This window comes from Enterobacter sp. FB (assembly GCF_000805795.1).
Taxonomy (GTDB): domain Bacteria; phylum Pseudomonadota; class Gammaproteobacteria; order Enterobacterales; family Enterobacteriaceae; genus Enterobacter; species Enterobacter roggenkampii.
Window position 1 is genome coordinate 94,329 of the sequence record NZ_JSZC01000016.1, and the last position, 20,731, is coordinate 115,059.

Consider the following 20,731-nt stretch of genomic DNA (forward strand, 5'->3'; position numbering starts at 1 on the left):
TGGTGTATCCTTCCCTGTAAATTCCCCGTTTTCAGAGTTATTTGTCATGAAAGAAGTCGAAAAGAACGAAATTAAACGCCTGAGCGACCGCCTGGATCTGATCCGCCACCAGATGGCGGGCCTGTCGCTGGTCGACTCCGCCGAGAAGTACGCCGAGCTTGAAAAAGAGACCGCGAAGCTGGAAGCGGAGATTGAGCGCCTGCGCGAAGTCAAAGGCCAGAAGCTGAGCAAAGAAGCGCAGAAGCTGATGAACATACCGCACCGCCGCGCGATCACCAAAAAAGAGCAGGCCGACATGGGCAAGCTGAAGAAAAGCGTTCGTGGTCTGGTAGTGGTTCACCCGATGACCGAGCTTGGCCGCGAAATGGGCCTGAAAGAGATGACGGGCTTTTGTAAGACCGCGTTTTGATTTCATGCCGGGTGGCGCTGCGCTTACCCGGCCTACTCTTTTCCCCTTCGCGTGAATTGGTCCAACCAATAGCGCAATCAATCCTCCCCCGGTTCACAATTCCATTATTTCCGCTCACAAAACCATTGCTAGCTCATAACATCTGGTTAACCATTCATTGTCATTAACCCTACAACACAACATTGGCAGGACCACTTTTACACAGACTGTGACGCAGAGATGAGCGGAGACTCACCCGCAGCGCAGGCTGTCTGGTCCCCAGGAGACCTGCATGAGCCTCTGGCAACAAAACTACGACCCGGCCGGAAATATCTGGCTATCGAGCCTGATCGCATCGCTGCCGATCCTGTTCTTCTTCTTTGCGCTGATTAAGCTCAAGCTGAAGGGCTACCTTGCCGCGACGTACACCGTTGCCATCGCCCTGCTGGTGGCGCTGTTCTTCTACAAGATGCCGGTCGATCGCGCGCTGGCCTCCGTCGTCTACGGTTTCTTCTACGGCCTGTGGCCGATTGCGTGGATCATCATCGCGGCGGTCTTCGTCTATAAAATCTCGGTGAAAACCGGGCAGTTTGACATCATCCGCTCGTCGATTCTCTCCATCACGCCGGACCAGCGCCTGCAGATGCTGATTGTCGGCTTCTCCTTCGGGGCATTTCTTGAAGGCGCGGCAGGCTTTGGCGCACCGGTGGCGATCACCGCCGCGCTGCTGGTGGGGCTGGGCTTTAACCCGCTGTATGCCGCGGGCCTGTGCCTGATTGTGAACACCGCGCCGGTGGCGTTTGGCGCGATGGGTATTCCGATTCTGGTCGCGGGCCAGGTGACCGGTCTGGACAGCTTTGAGATTGGTCAGATGGTCGGCCGCCAGCTGCCGTTCCTGACCATTATCGTCCTCTTCTGGATCATGGCGATTATGGACGGCTGGCGCGGCGTGAAGGAGACCTGGCCTGCGGTGATGGTGGCGGGCGGTTCGTTCGCGATTGCCCAGTACCTCAGCTCGAACTTCCTTGGCCCGGAGCTGCCGGACATCATCTCTTCGCTGGTGTCGCTGGTCTGCCTGACGCTGTTCCTGAAACGCTGGCAGCCGGTTCGTATTTTCCGCTTCGCCGACATGGGCGCTTCGCAGGTCGATCAAACGCTGGCCCGCACCGGCTACACCGCAGGCCAGGTGATCCGCGCCTGGTCGCCGTTCCTGTTCCTGACCGCCACGGTTACGCTGTGGAGCATCCCGCCGTTTAAAGCCCTGTTCGCCCCGGGCGGCGCGCTGTACGACATGGTCATTAACGTTTCTGTCCCGTTCCTCGACAAGATGGTCGCCCGTATGCCGCCGGTGGTGCACGCCGCCACGCCGTATGCCGCGGTCTATAAATTCGACTGGTTCTCCGCCACCGGGACCGCCATCCTGTTTGCCGCTATTCTTTCCGTGGTGTGGCTGCGCATGAAGCCTGCGGCGGCGGTACAGACCTTTGCGGCGACCGTAAAAGAGCTAATGCTGCCGATTTACTCCATCGGCATGGTGCTGGCGTTCGCGTTTATCTCGAACTACTCCGGTCTGTCATCAACGCTGGCACTGGCGCTGGCCCATACCAGCCACGCCTTCACCTTCTTCTCGCCGTTCCTCGGCTGGCTGGGGGTGTTCCTGACCGGTTCCGATACCTCGTCTAACGCCCTGTTTGCCGCACTGCAGGCAACGGCGGCCCAGCAGATTGGCGTGTCGGACGTCCTGCTGGTGGCCGCGAACACGACGGGCGGCGTGACCGGGAAAATGATCTCCCCGCAGTCCATTGCCATTGCCTGTGCGGCGGTGGGACTGGTCGGTAAAGAGTCGGATCTGTTCCGCTTTACCGTGAAACACAGCCTGATATTCACCTGTATGGTCGGAGTCATCACCACCCTGCAGGCCTATGTCTTAACCTGGATGATCCCATGATAGTGATGCCCAGACGCCTGTCCGACGAGATTGCCTCTCGCGTGCGGGCGCTGATTGAAGAACAACAGCTGGAAGCGGGCATGAAGTTGCCCGCCGAACGCCAGCTCGCCGCCCAGCTTGGCGTGTCGCGCAACTCACTGCGCGAGGCGCTGGCGACGCTGGTCAGCGAAGGGGTACTGGTGAGCCGTCGCGGCGGCGGCACCTTTGTACGCTGGCAGCATGACGACTGGTCCGAGCAAAACATCGTTCAGCCGCTGAAAACGCTGATGGAGAACGACCCGGACTACAGCTTCGACATCCTTGAAGCGCGTCACGCCATCGAAACCAGTACCGCCTGGCACGCGGCCATGCGGGCAACCGACGCCGACAAAGAGAAACTCATCGCCTGCTTTGAGGCCACGCAAAGCAGCGACCCGGATATCGCCTCCCAGGCGGACGTGCGCTTTCACCTGGCGATTGCCGAGGCGTCGCACAACGTGGTGCTGCTCCAGACCATGCGCGGGTTCTTCGACCTGCTGCAATCCTCCGTGAAGCAGAGCCGCCAGCGGATGTATCTGGTTCCGCCGGTGTTTGCCCAGCTGACCGAACAACACGAGGCGGTGCTCAACGCCATTCTGGCCGGTGATGCCGAGGCCGCACGCAAAGCGATGATGGCGCATCTCGGTTTCGTGCATACCACCATCAAACGATTCGATGAAGACCAGGCCCGACAGGCGCGTATTACCCGTCTGCCTGGCGACAGTGATATTTCCAGGGAGAACAAAGCATGATTATTTCAGCAGCCAGTGACTATCGCGCCGCGGCGCAGCGCATTTTGCCCCCGTTCCTGTTCCACTACATTGACGGAGGAGCGTATGCCGAATACACCCTGCGCCGCAACGTGGAAGACCTGTCGGAGGTGGCGCTGCGCCAGCGCGTGCTGAAGAATATGTCTGACCTCAGCCTTGAGACGAAACTGTTCAACGAAACGCTCTCCATGCCGGTCGCGCTCGCGCCTGTGGGCTTATGCGGCATGTACGCCCGCCGTGGTGAAGTGCAGGCCGCCGCCGCGGCAGATGCCAAAGGCATTCCGTTTACCCTCTCTACCGTCTCGGTCTGCCCGATTGAAGAGGTCGCCCCGACCATCAAGCGACCGATGTGGTTCCAGCTGTACGTCCTGCGCGATCGCGGCTTTATGCGTAACGCGCTGGAGCGCGCCAAAGCGGCGGGCTGCTCCACGCTGGTCTTTACCGTTGATATGCCGACCCCCGGCGCGCGCTACCGCGATGCGCACTCCGGCATGAGCGGCCCAAATGCGGCGCTCCGCCGCTACTGGCAGGCGGTAACGCATCCACAGTGGGCGTGGGACGTCGGCCTGAACGGTCGTCCACACGATCTGGGGAATATCTCGGCGTATCTGGGTAAACCCACCGGGCTGGAGGATTACATCGGCTGGCTGGCGAACAACTTCGATCCGTCCATCTCCTGGAAAGACCTGGAGTGGATCCGCGAATTCTGGGATGGCCCGATGGTGATCAAGGGGATCCTCGACCCGGAAGATGCCCGCGACGCGGTACGCTTTGGCGCAGACGGGATTGTGGTTTCTAACCACGGCGGCCGCCAGCTCGACGGGGTGCTCTCCTCCGCCCGCGCCCTGCCGGCCATTGCCGATGCGGTGAAAGGCGATATTGCCATCCTGGCCGACAGCGGGATCCGCAACGGGCTGGACGTGGTGCGCATGATTGCACTGGGTGCCGACAGCGTGCTGCTGGGGCGCGCGTATCTGTACGCCCTGGCGACCGCGGGCCAGGCGGGCGTGGCGAATCTGCTTAACCTGATCGAAAAAGAGATGAAGGTAGCGATGACGCTGACCGGTGCAAAAACGATTAGCGAAATCAGCAGGGATTCTCTGGTTCAGGAGTTAAGCAAATTACCGGCCGCGCTGGCTCCGCTTGCTCAGGGAAACGCGGCCTGAATTATCCCACGTTAACACCTCTTCTCACGCGTCCGATCTCCCCCTCGGGCGCTTTTTTACGCCAAAAATAACATCCAGATAACATATTGGATAAGAAAATTTGACATCTACCTGTCGCTCGCAATTGTATAGACAAGCAAAGACAAGAACACAAAAACAACATCACATCAGAGGGGAGCGTATGACCTATTCAGGTAAGGTGGATATTCAGCAGGTGATCGACGACAGCCGTTTTTCAGGGTTTCACTGGCTGCTCATTGTGCTGGGCTTTCTGGTTCTGGCGATCGATGGCTTTGATACGGCGGCGATGGGCTACATCGCGCCTACGCTGTCGGCAGAATGGGGGATACACAAACAGGATCTGGGGCCGGTGCTGAGCGCCGCGCTGCTGGGGCTGTCGCTGGGCGCGCTGATTGCCGGTCCGGTATCGGACCGGATGGGGCGCAAGCGCGTGCTGGTCTTTTCGTGCCTGTTCTTCGGCCTCGCGAGCCTGGGGACGGCCTGGGCGCAAAGCCTGAATACCCTGACGCTGTGGCGCTTCCTGACCGGCCTGGGGCTCGGTGCCGCCATGCCGAACGCCATTACGCTGATCTCCGAGTTTGCCCCCCAGCGCTGTCGCGCGATGGCGATCAATACCATGTACTGCGGCTTCCCTCTGGGTGCGGCGGGCGGCGGCGCGATCTCGTCCTGGCTGATTCCCCACCACGGCTGGCGAAGCGTGCTGCTGACCGGGGCAATTGCGCCGCTGGTTTTAACGCTGCTGCTGGCGCTGCTTTTACCGGAGTCGGTGAAGTTTCTGGTGCAGCGCGGGAAAGATGTCATGCAGATCCGCCGTATCGCCAGCCGGTTCTCGCGCAGCACGCTGGAGGGCGTCACGGGCTTTTTCCTGGCGGAGGAGAAGGTCGCGTCTAAAAAAGGGAGCGTGTCGCAGCTGTTTTCCATGCCCTGGCTGCCCGGCACCCTGATGCTGTGGGTGACCTATTTTATGGGGCTGGTGATTTACTACGTCCTGCTGAGCTGGATGCCGACGCTGATGCAGGGGATGGGCTATGCGCTGGCGGAATCCGCATGGCTGACTTCGCTGTTCACCTTCGGCGGTACCGCAGGCATTCTGCTCGCAGGCTGGATGATGGACCGCTGGGAAGCGCACAGGGTGGTTGCGTGTGGTTTCGTCCTGACGATGGGCCTTATTCTGGTACTGGGCATTGAGCATAACCATATCGCCCTGTTTGGCGGGCTGATCTTCCTGATGGGGATCGCGATGAACGGTGCGCAGTCGGGCATGCAGACCCTGGCCGCCACCTTTTACCCTACCGAGTGCCGCGCGACGGGCATCGCCTGGATGCAGGGCATCGGCCGCTTTGGCGGCGTGGCGGGAACCATGACCAGCGCCCAGCTTCTTTCCATGCAGTGGCAGGCGGACAGTATTTTAATGATCCTCAGCGTGCCCGCCCTGCTAGCCGCGGCGGCAACTGTCTACAAAATGCGGTATAAGGGGTCCGCTTGGAAAACGGAAAATATCCTACCCTAGGGTTGTTTTGACGGAATGAAGTACGTATATGCTCGAACTCCCCATTTAGTCCGACTAACGCACTTGTTCAGGTAACTGTTTTCTTTAGTCCAGCCCTAAAAGACACGACGAATCGCCAGTCGCGTTAACCATTGGTAACAGATTTGCAGAGTAATGATGATGTAGGCGGTGCTACAGAGCTCTTGAAGTGGTGCCCTGACTGCGGCTACCCTGGAAGGACAGTTTAGGTATCTGCGCTCCGTGAAAGCCAGTTACCATCGGAACAAAGAGTTGGTAGTTCTGAATTCCGGAAAAAAACCACCGTTGGTAGCAGTTTTTTTTGTATACAGGGCAAGAGATTACGCGCGAAAAAAAGGATCTCAAAGATCCTTTTTGATTTAACGTTCAGTCATTAAAATTTACGTTAATACGACTCATATTTAAGCCCATAATTCTGGCTATATCGTACATCCAAAAGTGGCTTTCTATCAATACACCGCTTCTCTGTCTGTATGTCATTGAAGCAAGAAACCTCATCAATAAACCCAAGCAAGCTTTCATTCGGCTCGGTACGATATCCATTCCCAAAATCCATAATAGATATGTAGTAATAATAATCTTCGCCTTTATTCGGTATACCGTATTTTTCCTGAATCATATCCTTGTTGGCTTCCCACCAGGCTATCTGGCGGCTTTTCAGGTACGGAAAATGCCTGACCAGTATCGTATCGCCATCATGTACTGCCACAATATCAACCGGCGTCAGGTACTGCCAGAGCAGAAAGCCACCGGCAACCGCCGCAATAACGCCCGCTATCAGCCACTTATTCATCCCGCCTCCCGCTGATTTCCACGGTCGTATTCATCTCGGTGATAAACGGCCTGTAGCCGTATTTCACATAACGCTGCAGCACAAACCAGATCCGGAAAATTCGTCCCTGATGAAAAACAGGGTTCAGAATGTCTGCATCATCAAGTCCGAAGTGATCTTGAATCCGGTAATGCACCTTCGCCCGGTAGCTGTTGCCCGTCACCTCCAGCGACTGCAGCGTGATATGCGTCGACCAGGTATCATGGACGGTTATCACCAGCCCGTTAGTACGGTCGATAAGATGGTCAAACTTTGGCAGAACAGCCCCACTTAACTCCTTAAAGTTTCCCTTTTCGTCAAACAACTTGTCCTTCTTATCGAGAGGAATAAATCCATACTCGTAGTTAATTGCTGCTTTTAGAACATTTTGGATTCTCAGCAACGAACTTTTCCCAGAACGGTCTTTCAGGATCTGCTCTTTCAGCGCCTTATCCAGTAGCGGGCTGCTGTACGGTGTGCCGCTGTTCTTCTGCATGTGGTTGATCATCTCAGTGATGATGTTCTTATACGGACCGTGAAAGGAGAACACCTTCGCCAGTTCACGAAACTCATCAAACATCAGTCGCGCGCTTTCCTCCCGACTGACTACAACCGGCGCACTCTCCGTCAGGCTGCCCGAATAAAATCCATCATACGGACTGGCTACAACCCGCGGCGAAAGGGTCAGCGTATACGGGTTCACTTTCGCCGAGACGTCCGTCAGGCCAAAGCGCCCTTTCAGCGCTTCCTCGCTCAGATCGCCGTGGTGCATATCTTTAGCGCCATAATCATCCATCATGCGCTGTGTGGTATAAATCCGCGCGGGAAGGGGCATTGGCTCAGGTTTTTTTTCTTTCTCTTCAGCCAGTTTTTTCTTCCGGGCAGTTTCATCACGCTCGGCTGCCAGCCCGGCATTGCAGTTATATTCGTAGGTGTTGTCCAGATCCTGCGGAATGAATTTCGCCCGACACGGACAGGAACTGTAACTTTCGATGGAGCCGGCTAGCTGGCGGTTTACTCCGCCCACTTCGTACATGTCGCCCATGCCACCACAGATACGGTAGATCCCGGGATGTTTTCCGCAGGTCACTTTATCGGACTCCCGCGCCTGTGGTCGCCCGAAAAATTGGGTGTCTTCAGCACCGGTGATAATTTTGCCGCCACAGACGGTACGATCTCCCTGGAAAAGAAAATAACCTTCCAGCGCCATCAGTGTTTACCTCCCGGCACCGTTAAAAAGCCATCAGGCAGTGTATCGCCCTCACGGAAAACACACATCTGACTACCCTGAGGCGTGGAAATAATTTCATCGCCGTTATCCAGCATGCTGCCCACGAGCGCCATCGATTCCCCCTGCGTCATTTGGCCTTTACCAGCTCCACAAATAATGGTCGCCTCGCGCCCGTCCGAATACACCACTTTATCCCCGACCCGCGCGGCATAATGCCCGCCAAGGGTACTTTTTCCGGATACCTCACGGATCACGCCACCATGACGGGTCAGGCTGCCAGCCGTTGCCCCCCGGAAAATATGGAGAACAGCGCGCTGTAACACTGATTCCATTTCTGCGACGAGCGACTGACGCGTCTGCGGATCAACTCCTGCCAGAAACTCATCGGTCAGCCACGGCTGACGCAGCCGTTCCAGCACATCAGGGGTCAGTTCATTGGTGTATTGCTGTGACATGTAAAAACCTCACGGTTTATATGGTTAACATCTGACCCATCATACACCGACGGACATTTTATCGCCGTTTCCGTAAAGGAATACAAAAGTAAAATTTTGTAAGATGCAGCGCTCTAACTCCCTGAACAGGCTTATTTTACCCTGAGAATAGTTTGTCGTGTGGTGCTAAATTCACGAGCCTAAGCACTCACAGTTATCCCGATGCTAAGGCGTTTCAGGACTAATTACTTTTGTTCCTCATTCAATGCAGAGGGGCGTCCAAAGCGTTTCCCTGATGCTTTTGCCTGTGCAATACCAGAGTGTGCGCGCTCAATGAGCAGTTCACGCTCAAATTCTGCCACCGCCGAGATTACCTGCATGATCATTTTTCCGGCAGGGCTGGCGAGGTCCACACCGCCCAATGCGAGACAGTGAACCCGAATTTCAGAATCAGCCAGCATTTCAACTGTCTTTCTTATGTCCATTGCATTGCGTCCGAGACGATCAAGTTTGCTGACAATCAACACATTGCCATTTTCCATGCGATCAAACAGCTTGGTAAAAACAGGGCGTTCACTGGCGGCAACCGAACCGCTGATATGCTCTTCACTCATTCGTTGGGGTTTGATGGTAAAACCAGCCGCTTCAGTTTCACAACGCTGGTTTTCTGTTGTCTGTTCAAGAGTGGATACCGCAGGCTTCACTGAGCATGTTTTCGCGCTAATGCATCTGCTCGGATTCGCTTTTGCGTCAAGTATCCGGGATCTTCATGACAAACGGTTGTTTATTCATGGGAAAGCTGAGTTGTATCCGGGGCTTCAGTCAATCATATCCTTAACCAGTCTGAATCTTAAGGAAATTGAAGCACTCTGGCATGAGGTACTGCGTCTGGCAAAGGCATTAAGGGAGATTGGCCGCATCGAAAGGTCATTGTTTATGCTGGACTGGTTCCGGGATCCTTCATTGCGTCGCCGGGTGCAGGCAGGGTTGAATAAAGGTGAGGCCCGCAATGCCCTGGCGCGAGCTGTCTTTATGCATCGACTGTGGGAAATCAGAGATCGGGGGCTGGAAAATAAGTGCTACCGGGCCAGTAATCTGACATTGCTGACTGCGGCGATCTCGCTGTGGAATACGGTATATATAGAAAGAGCCATAGATTCTCTGAAGCGGAAAGGACTCCCGCTAAATGAACAGCATATTGCGCATCTTTCCCCGCCAGGATGTGAGCACATAAATCTCAGCGGGGACTACGTCTGGCGAACAAACCTCTAGCTGGGACAGGGTAAATACCGCACGTTACACTCAGTAGTTAGCAGCCTGTACAAAAAACAGGCTTAGCGTAGGATATTTTCCGTTTTCCAAACGGCCCTCTATAGCCGCTCGCAGGAACCCGGCGTCGCGTAGTTCCTCTCTTTTCTGCTATCCTGCCCCCGCAATTAAGGGGGCAGCATGCTTAACATCGTTTTATTCGAACCAGAAATTCCGCCGAATACCGGCAATATTATCCGCCTGTGTGCCAACACCGGTTTTCGTCTGCACATTATTGAGCCGATGGGCTTTACGTGGGACGACAAACGCCTGCGTCGCGCAGGGCTGGATTATCATGAATTTACCGCCGTTATTCGCCACCACGATTACGCCGCGTTTCTGGAAGCCGAGCAGCCGCAGCGCATGTTCGCCCTGACTACCAAAGGCACGCCAGCGCACAGCGCCGTAAGCTATCAGGCAGGTGACTATCTGATGTTTGGCCCGGAAACCCGCGGCCTGCCGGCCACGATTCTGGATGCCCTGCCCGCTGAGCAGAAAATCCGTATTCCGATGATGCCGGACAGCCGCAGCATGAACCTGTCGAACGCGGTGTCGGTGGTGGTGTATGAAGCATGGCGCCAGCTGGGATATCCGGGCGCCATTCTCAGAAGTTAAATGCCGTCACCATACTCGAAGGTATGGTGAATGCCGTTGAAGTGCTGATCCATATCCATGGACGGCTTATCGCTGTCTGGCTTACCGACGATGCGCGCCGGTACGCCAGCGGCGGTGGTGTGCGGCGGCACCGGCTGGAGCACCACGGAGCCTGCGCCGATCTTCGCGCCGCGTCCGACTTCGATATTGCCGAGGATTTTGGCACCCGCGCCAATCATCACCCCTTCACGAATTTTCGGATGGCGATCGCCGCTGGTTTTCCCGGTACCGCCCAGGGTAACCGACTGCAGGATCGAGACGTCGTCTTCAATCACCGCCGTTTCCCCGACAACGATCCCGGTGGCGTGGTCGAGCATGATCCCGCGGCCAATCTTCGCCGCCGGGTGAATATCAACCTGAAACGTCACGGAAACCTGGTTTTGCAGGAAGATCGCCAGCGCGCGGCGGCCTTCATTCCATAGCCAGTGGCCGATGCGGTAAGCCTGCAGGGCGTGGAAGCCTTTCAGGTACAGCAGCGGCGTAGAGTATTTATCGACCGCCGGGTCACGCGTGCGCACCGCCTGGATATCACAGGCGGCAGAGGCGATCATTTCCGGGTCAGCGGCGTAAGCCTCTTCCACCACCTCACGAATCGCAATCGCGGGCATGATCGAGGACGCCAGCTTGTTGGCGAGCATATAGCTCAGCGCGCTGCCGAGGTTTTCGTGCTTGAGTAGCGTTGCGTGGTAGAAACTGGCCAGCATAGGCTCACAGTCGGCCAGCGCCCGGGCTTCGGCTTTAATGTTATTCCAGACGATATCCAGTTCTTCACACGGCATTGCTTACTCCAGACGATAGTTAATGACCAGCCAGTTCTGCGCTGGCTGGGTCATTCAGGTGACAACGGTTCCGACTAGTTACTGCTGCGCTCGTCCTTGCGCGCACGACCTAATAAGGTCAATGCTGCCTCGCGCGCATTTTTTCCGCAATACAATACCTGATAAATTTCCTCGGTTATTGGCATTTCGACACCGAAACGGTGCGCCAGCTCGCGGACTTCTTTGGTATTGCGGTAGCCTTCCACCACCTGGCCAATCTTCTCCTGCGCGTCTTTCACATCGCTGCCCTGTCCGAGCATCATGCCAAAGCGGCGGTTACGAGACTGGTTGTCGGTACAGGTCAGCACCAGATCGCCCAGGCCAGCCATCCCCATAAAGGTGGCCGGATCGGCACCCAGCGCTTCGCCCAGGCGGGACATCTCGGTCAGACCGCGAGTGATCAGCGCCGTACGGGCGTTGGCACCAAAACCAATGCCGTCGGACATCCCGGCGCCAATCGCAATCACGTTCTTCACCGCGCCGCCCAGCTGCACGCCGATAAAATCGGGGTTGCTGTAAACGCGGAAGCTCTTGCCGCAGTGCAGCAACTGCTGGAGATCGTCGGAGAAGGCCCGATCGGTGGAGGCCAGTGAAATCGCCGTCGGCAGGCCAGCGGCCAGCTCTTTCGCAAAGGTCGGGCCGGAGATGACCGCCAGCGGGATCGCATCACCCAGCGCTTCGCGGGCAACGTCCTGCAGCAGGCGTCCGGTTTCGGCTTCCAGTCCTTTCGTCGCCCAGACAACGCGCGCATCCGGGCGCATCAGCGGCTTAATCTGACGCAGCACGTCGCCAAAGACATGGCTCGGGACCACAATCAGAATGTTGCGGCTGGCCGCCAGCGCGGTCGCAAGGTCGCTTTCAAGGTGCAGGGAGTCAGGGAACGGAACGTCCGGGAGAAACGCCACGTTACAGCGGTCGCGCTGTAGCGTCGCGATATGTTTTGGGTCGTGGCCCCACAGGACCACATCGTGACCATTTCTTGCCAGCATGATGGCAAGAGCGGTGCCGTATGAGCCGGCACCGATCACAGTCATTGACGCATTAACAGTGCTCATCAGGCATCCTGATGTTGTTCAGCACCTTCGCCAGCTTGCTGCTGCAGATAGTTCATGAACAGCGCATCAAAGTTAACTGGCGCAAGGTTCAGTTGCGGGAATGTACCGCGAGAAACCAGGCTGGTGATGCATTCACGTGCATACGGGAACAGAATGTTCGGGCAGTACGCACCCAGGCAATGCGCCATCTGGTTGCCTTCGATACCGCCGATGGAGAAGATACCGCCCTGCTGTACTTCACACAGGAAAGCAGTCTCTTCGCCCAGAGAAGCGGTCACGGTCACACGCAGTACGACTTCATACACGTCATCAGCCAGTTGGGTTGATGCGGTATCCAGATCAAGTTTAACCTCTGGCTGCCAGTCTTTCTGGAAAACGTGCGGCGCATTTGGCGCTTCAAAAGAGACATCTTTGGTGTAGATGCGCTGGATCTGGAAAATCATTTCATTATTGCTTTGTTCTGACATGGAAATACCCTTTTTAATTGTCCTAAAGTCTCTTAGCTCAGCAGCGGATCGAGTCCACCACGGGCATCGAGCGCATACAAGTCATCACAGCCGCCAATGTGCTGCGCATCAATAAAAATCTGTGGAACCGTCGTACGACCACTACGTTGGATCATCTCTTCGCGTTTAATCGCGTCACCGTCAATCGGCAGTTCCTGGAACGTGACGCCTTTGCTGTTCAGCAGCGCTTTCGCACGGTGGCAGAACGGGCACGTCGCTTTGGTGTAGATCTCAATATGGGCCATGACTGAACTCCTTATTTACCGCGTACCAAAGGAAGATTTTCCCCGCTCCAGCCGGAAATGCCTTCTTTCAGCACAGATACGTTTTCGAAGCCTGCTTTATGTAGCAGGCTCGCGGATTCCTGCGCCTGCATGCCGGTACCGTCAACAACGATAATCGGCTGGGCTTTATGCTTCTCAAGCTCGCCCACGTTGTTCGCTTTGATTTCAGCAGGCAGCAGGTTAATCGCACCTGCAATGTGCCCTTTGCGGAAATCGTCACGCTGACGCAGATCGACCACGACAGCATCTTCTTTGTTAATCAGACGCGTCGCTTCACCACGGGTGATAACCTTAATCTTAGACGTCAGGCTCTTAAATGTGGTGAACAGCACAGCAGCCAGCAGGCCAATCCACGCGATGCTCAGAACCGGATGGCGGCTAACGAATTGCATAATTTCTTGCATGGAGGGTAACTACTCCCGACTTAGTGATTAAAAAAACCAGGACAGGAGTATACCTGTGCGTTCTGGCAAATACAGCCAGCGACCCTAACCTAATCCATTTTCTGCGGCATGCCACCTAAAAAAATGCCTCAAAATGGTCTGGCGAGTACCTTGCCCCTGCGCTTTCTTTGATCTTCTGCGGCTATTTGATCGATTCAGCTGTAGTAAAATTACGCAAATTTTGACTCTTGAGCATGAGGTTGTCGCAATGTCGGTTTCTAAAAAACCTATGGTACTGGTGATTCTGGATGGCTATGGCTACCGTGAAGACAGCCAGGATAACGCTATTTTCAACGCCAAAACCCCGGTCATGGATGCCCTGTGGGCAAAACGTCCGCATACGCTGATTGACGCGTCTGGCCTGGAAGTGGGCCTGCCGGACCGCCAGATGGGCAACTCCGAAGTCGGTCACGTTAACCTGGGCGCCGGGCGTATCGTGTATCAGGACCTGACGCGTCTGGACGTTGAAATCAAAGAACGCACCTTCTTCTCCAACCCAACGTTGTGTGGCGCAGTTGATAAAGCCGTTGCTGCTGGCAAGGCCGTTCACATCATGGGTCTGCTCTCTGCTGGCGGCGTTCACAGCCACGAAGATCACATCATGGCAATGGTTGAACTGGCCGCTGAGCGCGGTGCGGAAAAAATCTATCTGCACGCCTTCCTGGACGGTCGCGACACGCCACCACGCAGTGCGGAAGGCTCCCTGAAAGCCTTCGAAGACAAATTCGCTGCACTGGGTAAAGGCCGCGTGGCCTCCATCATTGGTCGTTACTACGCCATGGACCGCGACAACCGCTGGGATCGCGTTGAACAGGCCTTTGACCTGCTGACCCTTGCAAAAGGGGAATTCCAGTTCGCGACCGCCGTTGAAGCGCTGGAAGCGGCTTATGCACGCGATGAAAACGACGAATTCGTAAAAGCGTCCGTGATTCGCGCTGAAGGCCAGGCCGATGCCGCCATGGAAGACGGCGACGCGCTGATCTTCATGAACTTCCGCGCTGACCGCGCGCGCGAAATCACCCGTGCGTTCGTCAACAGCGACTTCGACGGTTTTGCCCGTAAGAAAGTGGTAAACATCGACTTCATCCAGCTGACCGAATACGCGGCAGACATCAAAGCGCCGTGCGCATACCCACCCGCCTCGCTGGCAAACACCTTCGGTGAGTGGATGGCGAAGAACGACAAAACGCAGCTGCGTATTTCCGAAACGGAAAAATACGCGCACGTGACCTTCTTCTTTAACGGTGGCGTTGAAGAGCCGTTCAAAGGCGAAGAACGTATTCTGATCAACTCCCCGAAAGTCGCCACCTACGATCTGCAGCCAGAAATGAGCTCTGCAGAATTGACTGAAAAATTGGTTGCGGCCATCGAGAGCGGCAAATACGACACTATCATCTGTAACTACCCGAACGGCGACATGGTCGGTCATACCGGGGTGATGGAAGCGGCAGTGAAAGCGGTTGAAGCGCTGGACCACTGCGTTGAGCAGGTGGCGAAAGCGGTTGAATCCGTTGGCGGCCAGCTGCTGATCACCGCGGATCACGGTAACGCTGAACAGATGCGCGACCCGGCGACCGGACAGGCGCACACCGCCCACACCAACCTGCCGGTTCCGCTGATTTATGTGGGTGATAAATCAGTGAAAGCCGTAGAAGGCGGCAAGCTTTCTGACATCGCGCCAACCATGTTGTCGCTGATGGGGATGCCGATCCCTGAAGAGATGACTGGTAAGCCGCTGTTCATCGTGGAATAATCGCTCCCCATGAGGGGAAAGGCGATTTTTTCAATCACATGGGTCGTGAAGCCGCTTAGGTTATCAGTCAGACCTCTGTTTTACGCCAGCGCACTCAGCGCTGGCGTATTGCTGTGCGCCGCATCCGCCCACGCGGATGACCGCGACCAGTTGAAATCCATTCAGGCCGATATCGCCGCCAAAGAGCGTGCGGTACGCCAACAGCAGCAGCAGCGCGCCGCCCTGCTCGCCCAGCTTAAGCAGCAGGAAGAGGCCATCTCCGCTGCCACGCGTAAACTCCGTGAAACGCAAAACACCCTTGCCCAGTTGAATAAGCAGATCGGCGAGATGAACGCGTCGATTGCCAAACTCGAGCGCCAGCGCGATGCGCAGGAGCGCAACCTTGCCGCACAGCTTGATGCCGCATTCCGCCAGGGTGAACATACCGGACTCCAGCTGATCCTCAGCGGCGAAGAGAGCCAGCGCGGCCAGCGCCTGCAGGCCTACTTTGGCTATCTGAACCAGGCGCGTCAGGAGACGATCGCGCAGCTGAAGCAGACGCGCGAAGAGGTTTCCACGCAAAAAGCCGAGCTGGAAGAGAAGCAGAGCCAGCAGCAGACGCTGCTCTACGATCAGCAGGCCCAGCAGGCAAAGCTTGAGCAGGCACGCAACGAGCGTAAGAAAACCCTGGCCGGTCTCGAGTCCTCGATTCAGGAAGGTCAGAGCCAGCTGAGCGAAATGCGCGCCAACGAATCCAAACTGCGTAACAGCATCGCCCGTGCGGAAGCCGCGGCGAAAGCGCGCGCCGAAAAAGAGGCTCGCGAGGCGCAGGCCGTTCGCGACAAGCAGCAGGAAGCGTCCCGCAAAGGGACCACCTACAAGCCAAGCGAAAGCGAACGTTCCCTGATGTCGCGTACCGGCGGCCTCGGCTCTCCTCGCGGTCAGGCTTTCTGGCCCGTTCGCGGTTCAATTCTGCATCGCTATGGCGAACAGCTGCAGGGTGAGCTACGTTGGAAAGGGATCGTTATCGGTGCGTCTGAAGGTAGCGAAGTGAAAGCCATCGCCGATGGCCGCGTGATTCTGGCCGACTGGCTGCAGGGTTACGGGCTTGTGGTAGTGGTCGAGCACGGTAAAGGCGACATGAGTCTTTACGGCTACAACCAGAGCGCGCTGGTCAGCGTCGGCACGCAGGTGCGTGCTGGTCAACCCATCGCCCTTGTGGGCAGCAGTGGCGGTCAGGGCCGCCCGTCACTCTATTTCGAAATTCGTCGTCAGGGTCAGGCGGTCAATCCACAGCCGTGGTTGGGAAGATAAGTTTTGCTTCAATTTCGTCGAATCGTTTTCTCCGTCGTCAGCGCGCTGGCGCTGGCTGCACCGGTATACGCCGGTAAGCTCGCTATCGTGATTGATGACTTCGGTTATCGCCCACATTATGAAAACCAGGTGCTGGCGATGCCGTCGGCCATCTCCGTTGCCGTCCTGCCGAATGCCCCCCACGCGCGTGAGATGGCGACCAAAGCCCACAGCAGCGGGCATCAGGTTCTCATCCACCTGCCTATGGCCCCGCTCAGCAAGCAGCCGCTGGAAAAAGATACCCTGCGCCCGGATATGAGCAGCGAGGAGATCGAGCGCATCATCCGCGACGCCTACAACAAGGTGCCGTATGCCGTAGGGCTGAACAACCATATGGGCAGCGCGATGACCTCCAGCCTGTACGGGATGCTAAAAGTGATGCAGGCGCTGGAGCGTTACAATCTCTACTTCCTCGACAGCATGACCATCGGCAACAGCCAGGCGATGCGCGCCGCTCAGGGAACGGGCGTAAAGGTGATTAAGCGCAAGGTGTTCCTGGATGATACCCAGAACGAAGCCGATATTCGCGTGCAGTTTAATCGCGCGGTACAGCTGGCCCGCCGCAATGGTTCGGCCATTGCCATCGGTCACCCCCACCCGTCTACCGTCCGCGTCCTGCAGCAAATGCTGCCGACCTTACCTTCCGATATCACGCTGGTGCGCCCGAGCGATCTGCTGAATGAGCCGCAGGTGGATACCTCTACGCCGAATTCTGCGCAGCCCACCCCGACGGCGCCGCGTAATCCGTTCCGCGGCGTGAAGCGCTGCGTACCGAAGCAGCCGCTAGAACCGGTCTACGCGACCCGCTTCTTCTCTGTCATCGGAGACAGCATCAGTAACAGTACGCTGGTGAAATACGTCCAGCAGCAGTGGCAGGGATGGGGTAAGAAAGCCTGACGCTTATTTCGCAATCTGAGAGTCCGTCTGCTCATTCGCAACGGGCTCCTTTTTCTCCTGATGCTGATACCAGGATTTGAAATATTTCAAAAAGCTGTAGGCTGTGGCATACAGACCCGTCACGACCCCAACCTTGCCCTGACGCCAGGCTCCGCTGAACAGATACCATTTGAAGAACGCCCCGATGGCGCTGATGATGCCGCGTCCGATCGAAGGCCGAGCCGGCTGGTACTTCACCAGCCGGGTGGTGTAGCTGTTGAGCTTGTTGAACACTTCATGCAGGTTATAAAACGTGTCGTGACGAACCCGCCCCGGCATTTTCACGGCAACAATCTTACCTTCAACTTTGTCATCTACGGGTCGTTGGTTGAAGCGAGCCTGGGTACTATTAAACAGCCGCACCGGGAAATCAGGCGAGGAAACAGGATAGATTGTACGCACCTCCTCGCCCAGCACGTGCCAGTAGCGGGCGATACGCCAGGCGCGATCGGCGGAAGGTTCATCCCCGGCTTTCAGGGTCAGAATAAAGTCGACCGTTTCCGCGTCCAGGATCTCGTCGCTATCCATGCAAAGCACCCAGTCATTGCTCGCCAGATCGATTGCATGGTTCATCTGCACGCCATGCATAGCATAGGGGTGATGATGAAGGGAGAGGCCGTACTCGCGGCAAATAGAAAGGGTGGCATCCGTACTGCCGGAATCCAGAACGACAATTTCATCTGCCACCGTCAGCAGCGGAGGAATCACCTCGCGCAGCAAACGCGCAGAATTACAGGTCAATAAACAAACGGTAAGCTTGAACATAGGCTCTGTAAAGTAAACGGATCGTCAACAAACTTTATAAGTGTGCGGGTAAAAAAGCGAAGGAAAAATCGAAATAATCTGATTGCGGATGTAAGAAACGTGAAGAGGCCGTAAAAAAAGCGCCCGAAGGCGCTTTCGCGGTTAATCCCAGCTCAGAATCACTTTCCCTGACTGGCCGGAACGCATCGCGTCAAAGCCCTGCTGGAACTCATCGATGGAGAAACGGTGAGTAATAATCGGGGACAGATCCAGACCGGACTGAATCAACGCCGCCATCTTGTACCAGGTCTCAAACATCTCACGACCATAGATGCCCTTGATGAACAGCCCCTTGAAGATCACTTTGTTCCAGTCGATGGACATATCCGACGGCGGGATACCCAGCATCGCGATACGGCCACCGTGGTTCATGGTGTCGAGCATGGTGCGGAACGCCGGTGGCGCACCGGACATCTCCAGACCCACGTCAAAGCCCTCGGTCATGCCCAGCTCTTCCATCACGTCGGTCAGGCTCTCTTTCGAGACATCCACCGCGCGGGTGACGCCCATTTTGCGCGCCAGCGACAGGCGGTATTCGTTTACATCGGTGATCACGACGTTGCGCGCACCTACATGCTTCGCCACGGCTGCCGCCATAATGCCGATGGGGCCCGCGCCGGAGACCAGCACGTCTTCACCAACCAGATCGAAGGAGAGCGCCGTGTGCACGGCGTTACCGAACGGATCGAAAATGGAGGCCAGGTCGTCAGAAATATTGTCCGGGATTTTGAAGGCGTTAAAGGCCGGGATCACCAGGTATTCCGCGAAGCAGCCCGGACGGTTCACGCCCACGCCGATGGTATTGCGGCACAGGTGCGTACGCCCGCCGCGGCAGTTACGGCAGTGGCCGCAGGTAATATGGCCTTCACCGGAGACGCGGTCGCCGATTTTGAAGCCTTTCACTTCCTGGCCGATACCCACCACTTCACCGACATATTCGTGACCGACAACCATCGGTACAGGAATGGTTTTCTGCGACCACTGGTCCCAGTTGTAGATGTGAACGTCAGTACCGCAGATAGCCGTTTTACGAATTTTGATCAGCAGATCGTTATGACCGACTTCCGGTTCCGGCACGTCGGTCACCCAAATCCCTTCTTCCGCTTTCAGTTTGGATAACGCTTTCATCACACGTCCTCAGGCAATGACGCCCAGCTGTTTACCGATGCGGGTAAAGGCTTCCACCGCACGTTCAATTTGTTCAGGCGTATGCGCCGCAGACATCTGGGTGCGGATACGCGCCTGACCTTTTGGCACCACCGGGAAGAAGAACCCGGTGACGTAAATCCCTTCTTTCTGCAGTTCGCGGGCAAAGTTCTGCGCCACGACCGCATCACCCAGCATCACCGGAATGATCGCGTGGTCAGCACCGGCCAGGGTGAACCCTGCTGCGCTCATTTTTTCACGGAACAGACGCGCGTTGGACCACAGGCGGTCGCGCAGTTCAGCGCCGGACTCCACCATCTCCAGCACTTTGATGGAGGCGGCAACAATCGCCGGTGCCAGGGAGTTGGAGAACAGATACGGACGCGAGCGCTGGCGCAGCCACTCCACCACCTCTTTACGCGCAGCGGTATATCCGCCGGATGCGCCGCCGAGCGCTTTGCCCAGCGTGCCGGTGATGATGTCCACGCGGCCCATTACGTCGCAGTATTCGTGGGAGCCGCGACCATTTTCGCCGACAAAACCGACCGCGTGAGAGTCATCGACCATCACCAGCGCGTCGTATTTATCCGCCAGGTCACACACGCCCTTCAGGTTGGCGATCACGCCGTCCATGGAGAATACGCCGTCGGTGGCGATCAGCACATGGCGAGCGCCCGCTTCACGGGCCTCTTTCAGGCGCGCTTCCAGCTCAACCATGTCGTTGTTGGCGTAGCGAAAACGCTTCGCTTTACACAAGCGTACGCCGTCGATGATGGAGGCGTGGTTCAGGGCGTCGGAGATAATCGCATCTTCTGCGCCGAGCAGGGTCTCGAACAGGCCGCCGTTGGCGTCGAAGCAGGAGGAGTAGAGAATCGCGTCTTCCATTCCGAGGAAGTTCGCCAGCTTTTGCTCAAGCTGCTTGTGGCTGTCCTGGGTACCGCAGATAAAGCGTACTGAGGCCATACCAAAACCGTGGGTATCCATGCCGTTTTTTGCCGCGGCAATCAGCTCAGGGTGATTCGCAAGACCTAAGTAGTTGTTCGCACAAAAGTTGATCACATGGCTGCCGTCGGCAACGGTGATGTCCGCCTGCTGTGCAGACGTGATAATACGCTCTTCCTTGAACAACCCTTCCGCACGTGCGGTCTCGAGGTCGCTGTTTAACTGTTTGTAAAAATCACCACGCATTGCAATTCTCCAGACTCGGCAAATTTCGGGACATATTACCCAAACCTATAGTTCATGACGAGATGACACGTCATCTCTTGTCGTTTTTGCAGCATAAATCACGTGTACCCTTGCGCTATGTCGGTGAATGGCTGAAGGGCAGCCATACTAATGATATGATAGAAACATTAGCGTCCGGGATTGTCCCCG

The 20,731-nt window shown here is 56.4% G+C and carries 20 protein-coding genes and 2 pseudogenes; 10 read left to right on the forward strand and 12 right to left on the reverse strand.

The genetic code is table 11. The features are described from left to right. Positions 1–46: 46 nt before the first annotated feature. From PI91_RS21200 to PI91_RS21220, 5 genes are all read left to right on the forward strand, one after another. Positions 47–409 (forward strand): YibL family ribosome-associated protein, encoded by a 363-nt coding sequence (locus tag PI91_RS21200; RefSeq protein WP_039267047.1) that lies wholly within the window; start codon positions 47–49, stop codon positions 407–409. A gap of 271 nt (positions 410–680) precedes the next feature. Beyond that, on the forward strand, positions 681–2,336 hold the full coding sequence (gene lldP / locus PI91_RS21205) for an L-lactate permease (protein WP_039267048.1): 1,656 nt from the start codon (positions 681–683) through the stop codon (positions 2,334–2,336). Further along, complete coding sequence (gene lldR / locus PI91_RS21210) at positions 2,333–3,106, forward strand: transcriptional regulator LldR (RefSeq protein ID WP_023294814.1); 774 nt, start codon at positions 2,333–2,335, stop codon at positions 3,104–3,106. Before lldP ends, lldR begins: the two co-directional genes overlap by 4 nt. Continuing rightward, entirely contained in the window at positions 3,103–4,290 is a 1,188-nt protein-coding gene (gene lldD, locus PI91_RS21215) for a quinone-dependent L-lactate dehydrogenase (RefSeq protein ID WP_008502721.1), read from the forward strand. Before lldR ends, lldD begins: the two co-directional genes overlap by 4 nt. Before the next feature lie 181 nt (positions 4,291–4,471). Continuing rightward, positions 4,472–5,821, forward strand: a complete 1,350-nt coding sequence (locus PI91_RS21220; RefSeq protein WP_039267049.1) for an aromatic acid/H+ symport family MFS transporter — start codon at positions 4,472–4,474, stop codon at positions 5,819–5,821. A gap of 403 nt (positions 5,822–6,224) precedes the next feature. On the opposite strand, the gene PI91_RS21225 is transcribed toward PI91_RS21220, so the two are convergent. From PI91_RS21225 to PI91_RS21240, 4 genes and pseudogenes are all read right to left on the reverse strand, one after another. Beyond that, positions 6,225–6,632, reverse strand: coding sequence for a DUF943 family protein (locus tag PI91_RS21225; protein WP_039267051.1), 408 nt, complete (start codon positions 6,630–6,632; stop codon positions 6,225–6,227). Beyond that, a complete protein-coding gene (locus PI91_RS21230) occupies positions 6,625–7,860 on the reverse strand; it encodes a PAAR domain-containing protein (protein WP_039267052.1) in 1,236 nt (411 codons plus the stop codon). Before PI91_RS21230 ends, PI91_RS21225 begins: the two co-directional genes overlap by 8 nt. Further along, positions 7,860–8,336, reverse strand: a complete 477-nt coding sequence (locus PI91_RS21235; RefSeq protein WP_039267054.1) for a PAAR domain-containing protein — start codon at positions 8,334–8,336, stop codon at positions 7,860–7,862. Before PI91_RS21235 ends, PI91_RS21230 begins: the two co-directional genes overlap by 1 nt. Before the next feature lie 179 nt (positions 8,337–8,515). Beyond that, a pseudogene (locus tag PI91_RS21240) lies at positions 8,516–9,019 on the reverse strand (recombinase family protein). Here PI91_RS21240 and PI91_RS21245 point away from each other — a divergent pair. Both PI91_RS21245 and trmL read left to right on the forward strand, forming a co-directional pair. Then, a pseudogene (locus PI91_RS21245) lies at positions 9,003–9,653 on the forward strand (Tn3 family transposase); the annotation flags it as partial. The pseudogenes PI91_RS21240 and PI91_RS21245 overlap by 17 nt on opposite strands. A 111-nt stretch (positions 9,654–9,764) precedes the next feature. After that, positions 9,765–10,238, forward strand: a complete 474-nt coding sequence (trmL, locus tag PI91_RS21250; protein WP_021242431.1) for a tRNA (uridine(34)/cytosine(34)/5-carboxymethylaminomethyluridine(34)-2'-O)-methyltransferase TrmL — start codon at positions 9,765–9,767, stop codon at positions 10,236–10,238. Here trmL and cysE read toward each other — a convergent pair. From cysE to PI91_RS21275, 5 genes are all read right to left on the reverse strand, one after another. After that, positions 10,235–11,056 (reverse strand): serine O-acetyltransferase, encoded by an 822-nt coding sequence (gene cysE, locus PI91_RS21255; protein ID WP_008502718.1) that lies wholly within the window; start codon positions 11,054–11,056, stop codon positions 10,235–10,237. The genes trmL and cysE overlap by 4 nt on opposite strands. A gap of 74 nt (positions 11,057–11,130) precedes the next feature. Further along, positions 11,131–12,150 carry an NAD(P)H-dependent glycerol-3-phosphate dehydrogenase gene (gene gpsA / locus PI91_RS21260; protein ID WP_039267056.1) on the reverse strand — a complete coding sequence of 340 codons (1,020 nt, stop codon included), beginning with the start codon at positions 12,148–12,150 and terminating at the stop codon, positions 11,131–11,133. Then, complete coding sequence (gene secB, locus PI91_RS21265) at positions 12,150–12,617, reverse strand: protein-export chaperone SecB (protein WP_008502716.1); 468 nt, start codon at positions 12,615–12,617, stop codon at positions 12,150–12,152. The genes gpsA and secB overlap by 1 nt, the downstream gene beginning before the upstream one ends. Before the next feature lie 32 nt (positions 12,618–12,649). Further along, on the reverse strand, positions 12,650–12,901 hold the full coding sequence (grxC, locus tag PI91_RS21270) for a glutaredoxin 3 (RefSeq protein ID WP_008502715.1): 252 nt from the start codon (positions 12,899–12,901) through the stop codon (positions 12,650–12,652). An 11-nt stretch (positions 12,902–12,912) separates the two neighbouring features. Further along, on the reverse strand, positions 12,913–13,344 hold the full coding sequence (locus PI91_RS21275; RefSeq protein ID WP_008502714.1) for a rhodanese-like domain-containing protein: 432 nt from the start codon (positions 13,342–13,344) through the stop codon (positions 12,913–12,915). A 247-nt stretch (positions 13,345–13,591) separates the two neighbouring features. On the opposite strand from PI91_RS21275, the gene gpmM reads away from it, so the two are divergent. Genes gpmM through PI91_RS21290 form a run of 3 tightly spaced genes read left to right on the forward strand, consistent with a single transcriptional unit; the run spans position 13,592 to position 17,365 of the window. Further along, a complete protein-coding gene (gene gpmM / locus PI91_RS21280) occupies positions 13,592–15,136 on the forward strand; it encodes a 2,3-bisphosphoglycerate-independent phosphoglycerate mutase (protein WP_039267057.1) in 1,545 nt (514 codons plus the stop codon). A gap of 33 nt (positions 15,137–15,169) precedes the next feature. Next, the gene (gene envC / locus PI91_RS21285) at positions 15,170–16,429 is read left to right on the forward strand and encodes a murein hydrolase activator EnvC (RefSeq protein WP_232764470.1); all 1,260 of its coding nucleotides are present in this window, start codon (positions 15,170–15,172) and stop codon (positions 16,427–16,429) included. Positions 16,430–16,432: 3 nt separating this feature from the next. After that, positions 16,433–17,365, forward strand: coding sequence for a divergent polysaccharide deacetylase family protein (locus PI91_RS21290; protein WP_021242427.1), 933 nt, complete (start codon positions 16,433–16,435; stop codon positions 17,363–17,365). Between the two features lie 3 nt (positions 17,366–17,368). Here PI91_RS21290 and PI91_RS21295 read toward each other — a convergent pair whose 3' ends face one another. From PI91_RS21295 to kbl, 3 genes are all read right to left on the reverse strand, one after another. Further along, positions 17,369–18,169 carry a glycosyltransferase family 2 protein gene (locus PI91_RS21295; RefSeq protein ID WP_039267059.1) on the reverse strand — a complete coding sequence of 267 codons (801 nt, stop codon included), beginning with the start codon at positions 18,167–18,169 and terminating at the stop codon, positions 17,369–17,371. 141 nt (positions 18,170–18,310) lie between these two features. Then, complete coding sequence (tdh, locus tag PI91_RS21300) at positions 18,311–19,336, reverse strand: L-threonine 3-dehydrogenase (RefSeq protein WP_039267060.1); 1,026 nt, start codon at positions 19,334–19,336, stop codon at positions 18,311–18,313. Between the two features lie 9 nt (positions 19,337–19,345). Further along, positions 19,346–20,542 (reverse strand): glycine C-acetyltransferase, encoded by a 1,197-nt coding sequence (gene kbl / locus PI91_RS21305; protein ID WP_023294809.1) that lies wholly within the window; start codon positions 20,540–20,542, stop codon positions 19,346–19,348. Between the last annotated feature and the right edge of the window lie 189 nt (positions 20,543–20,731).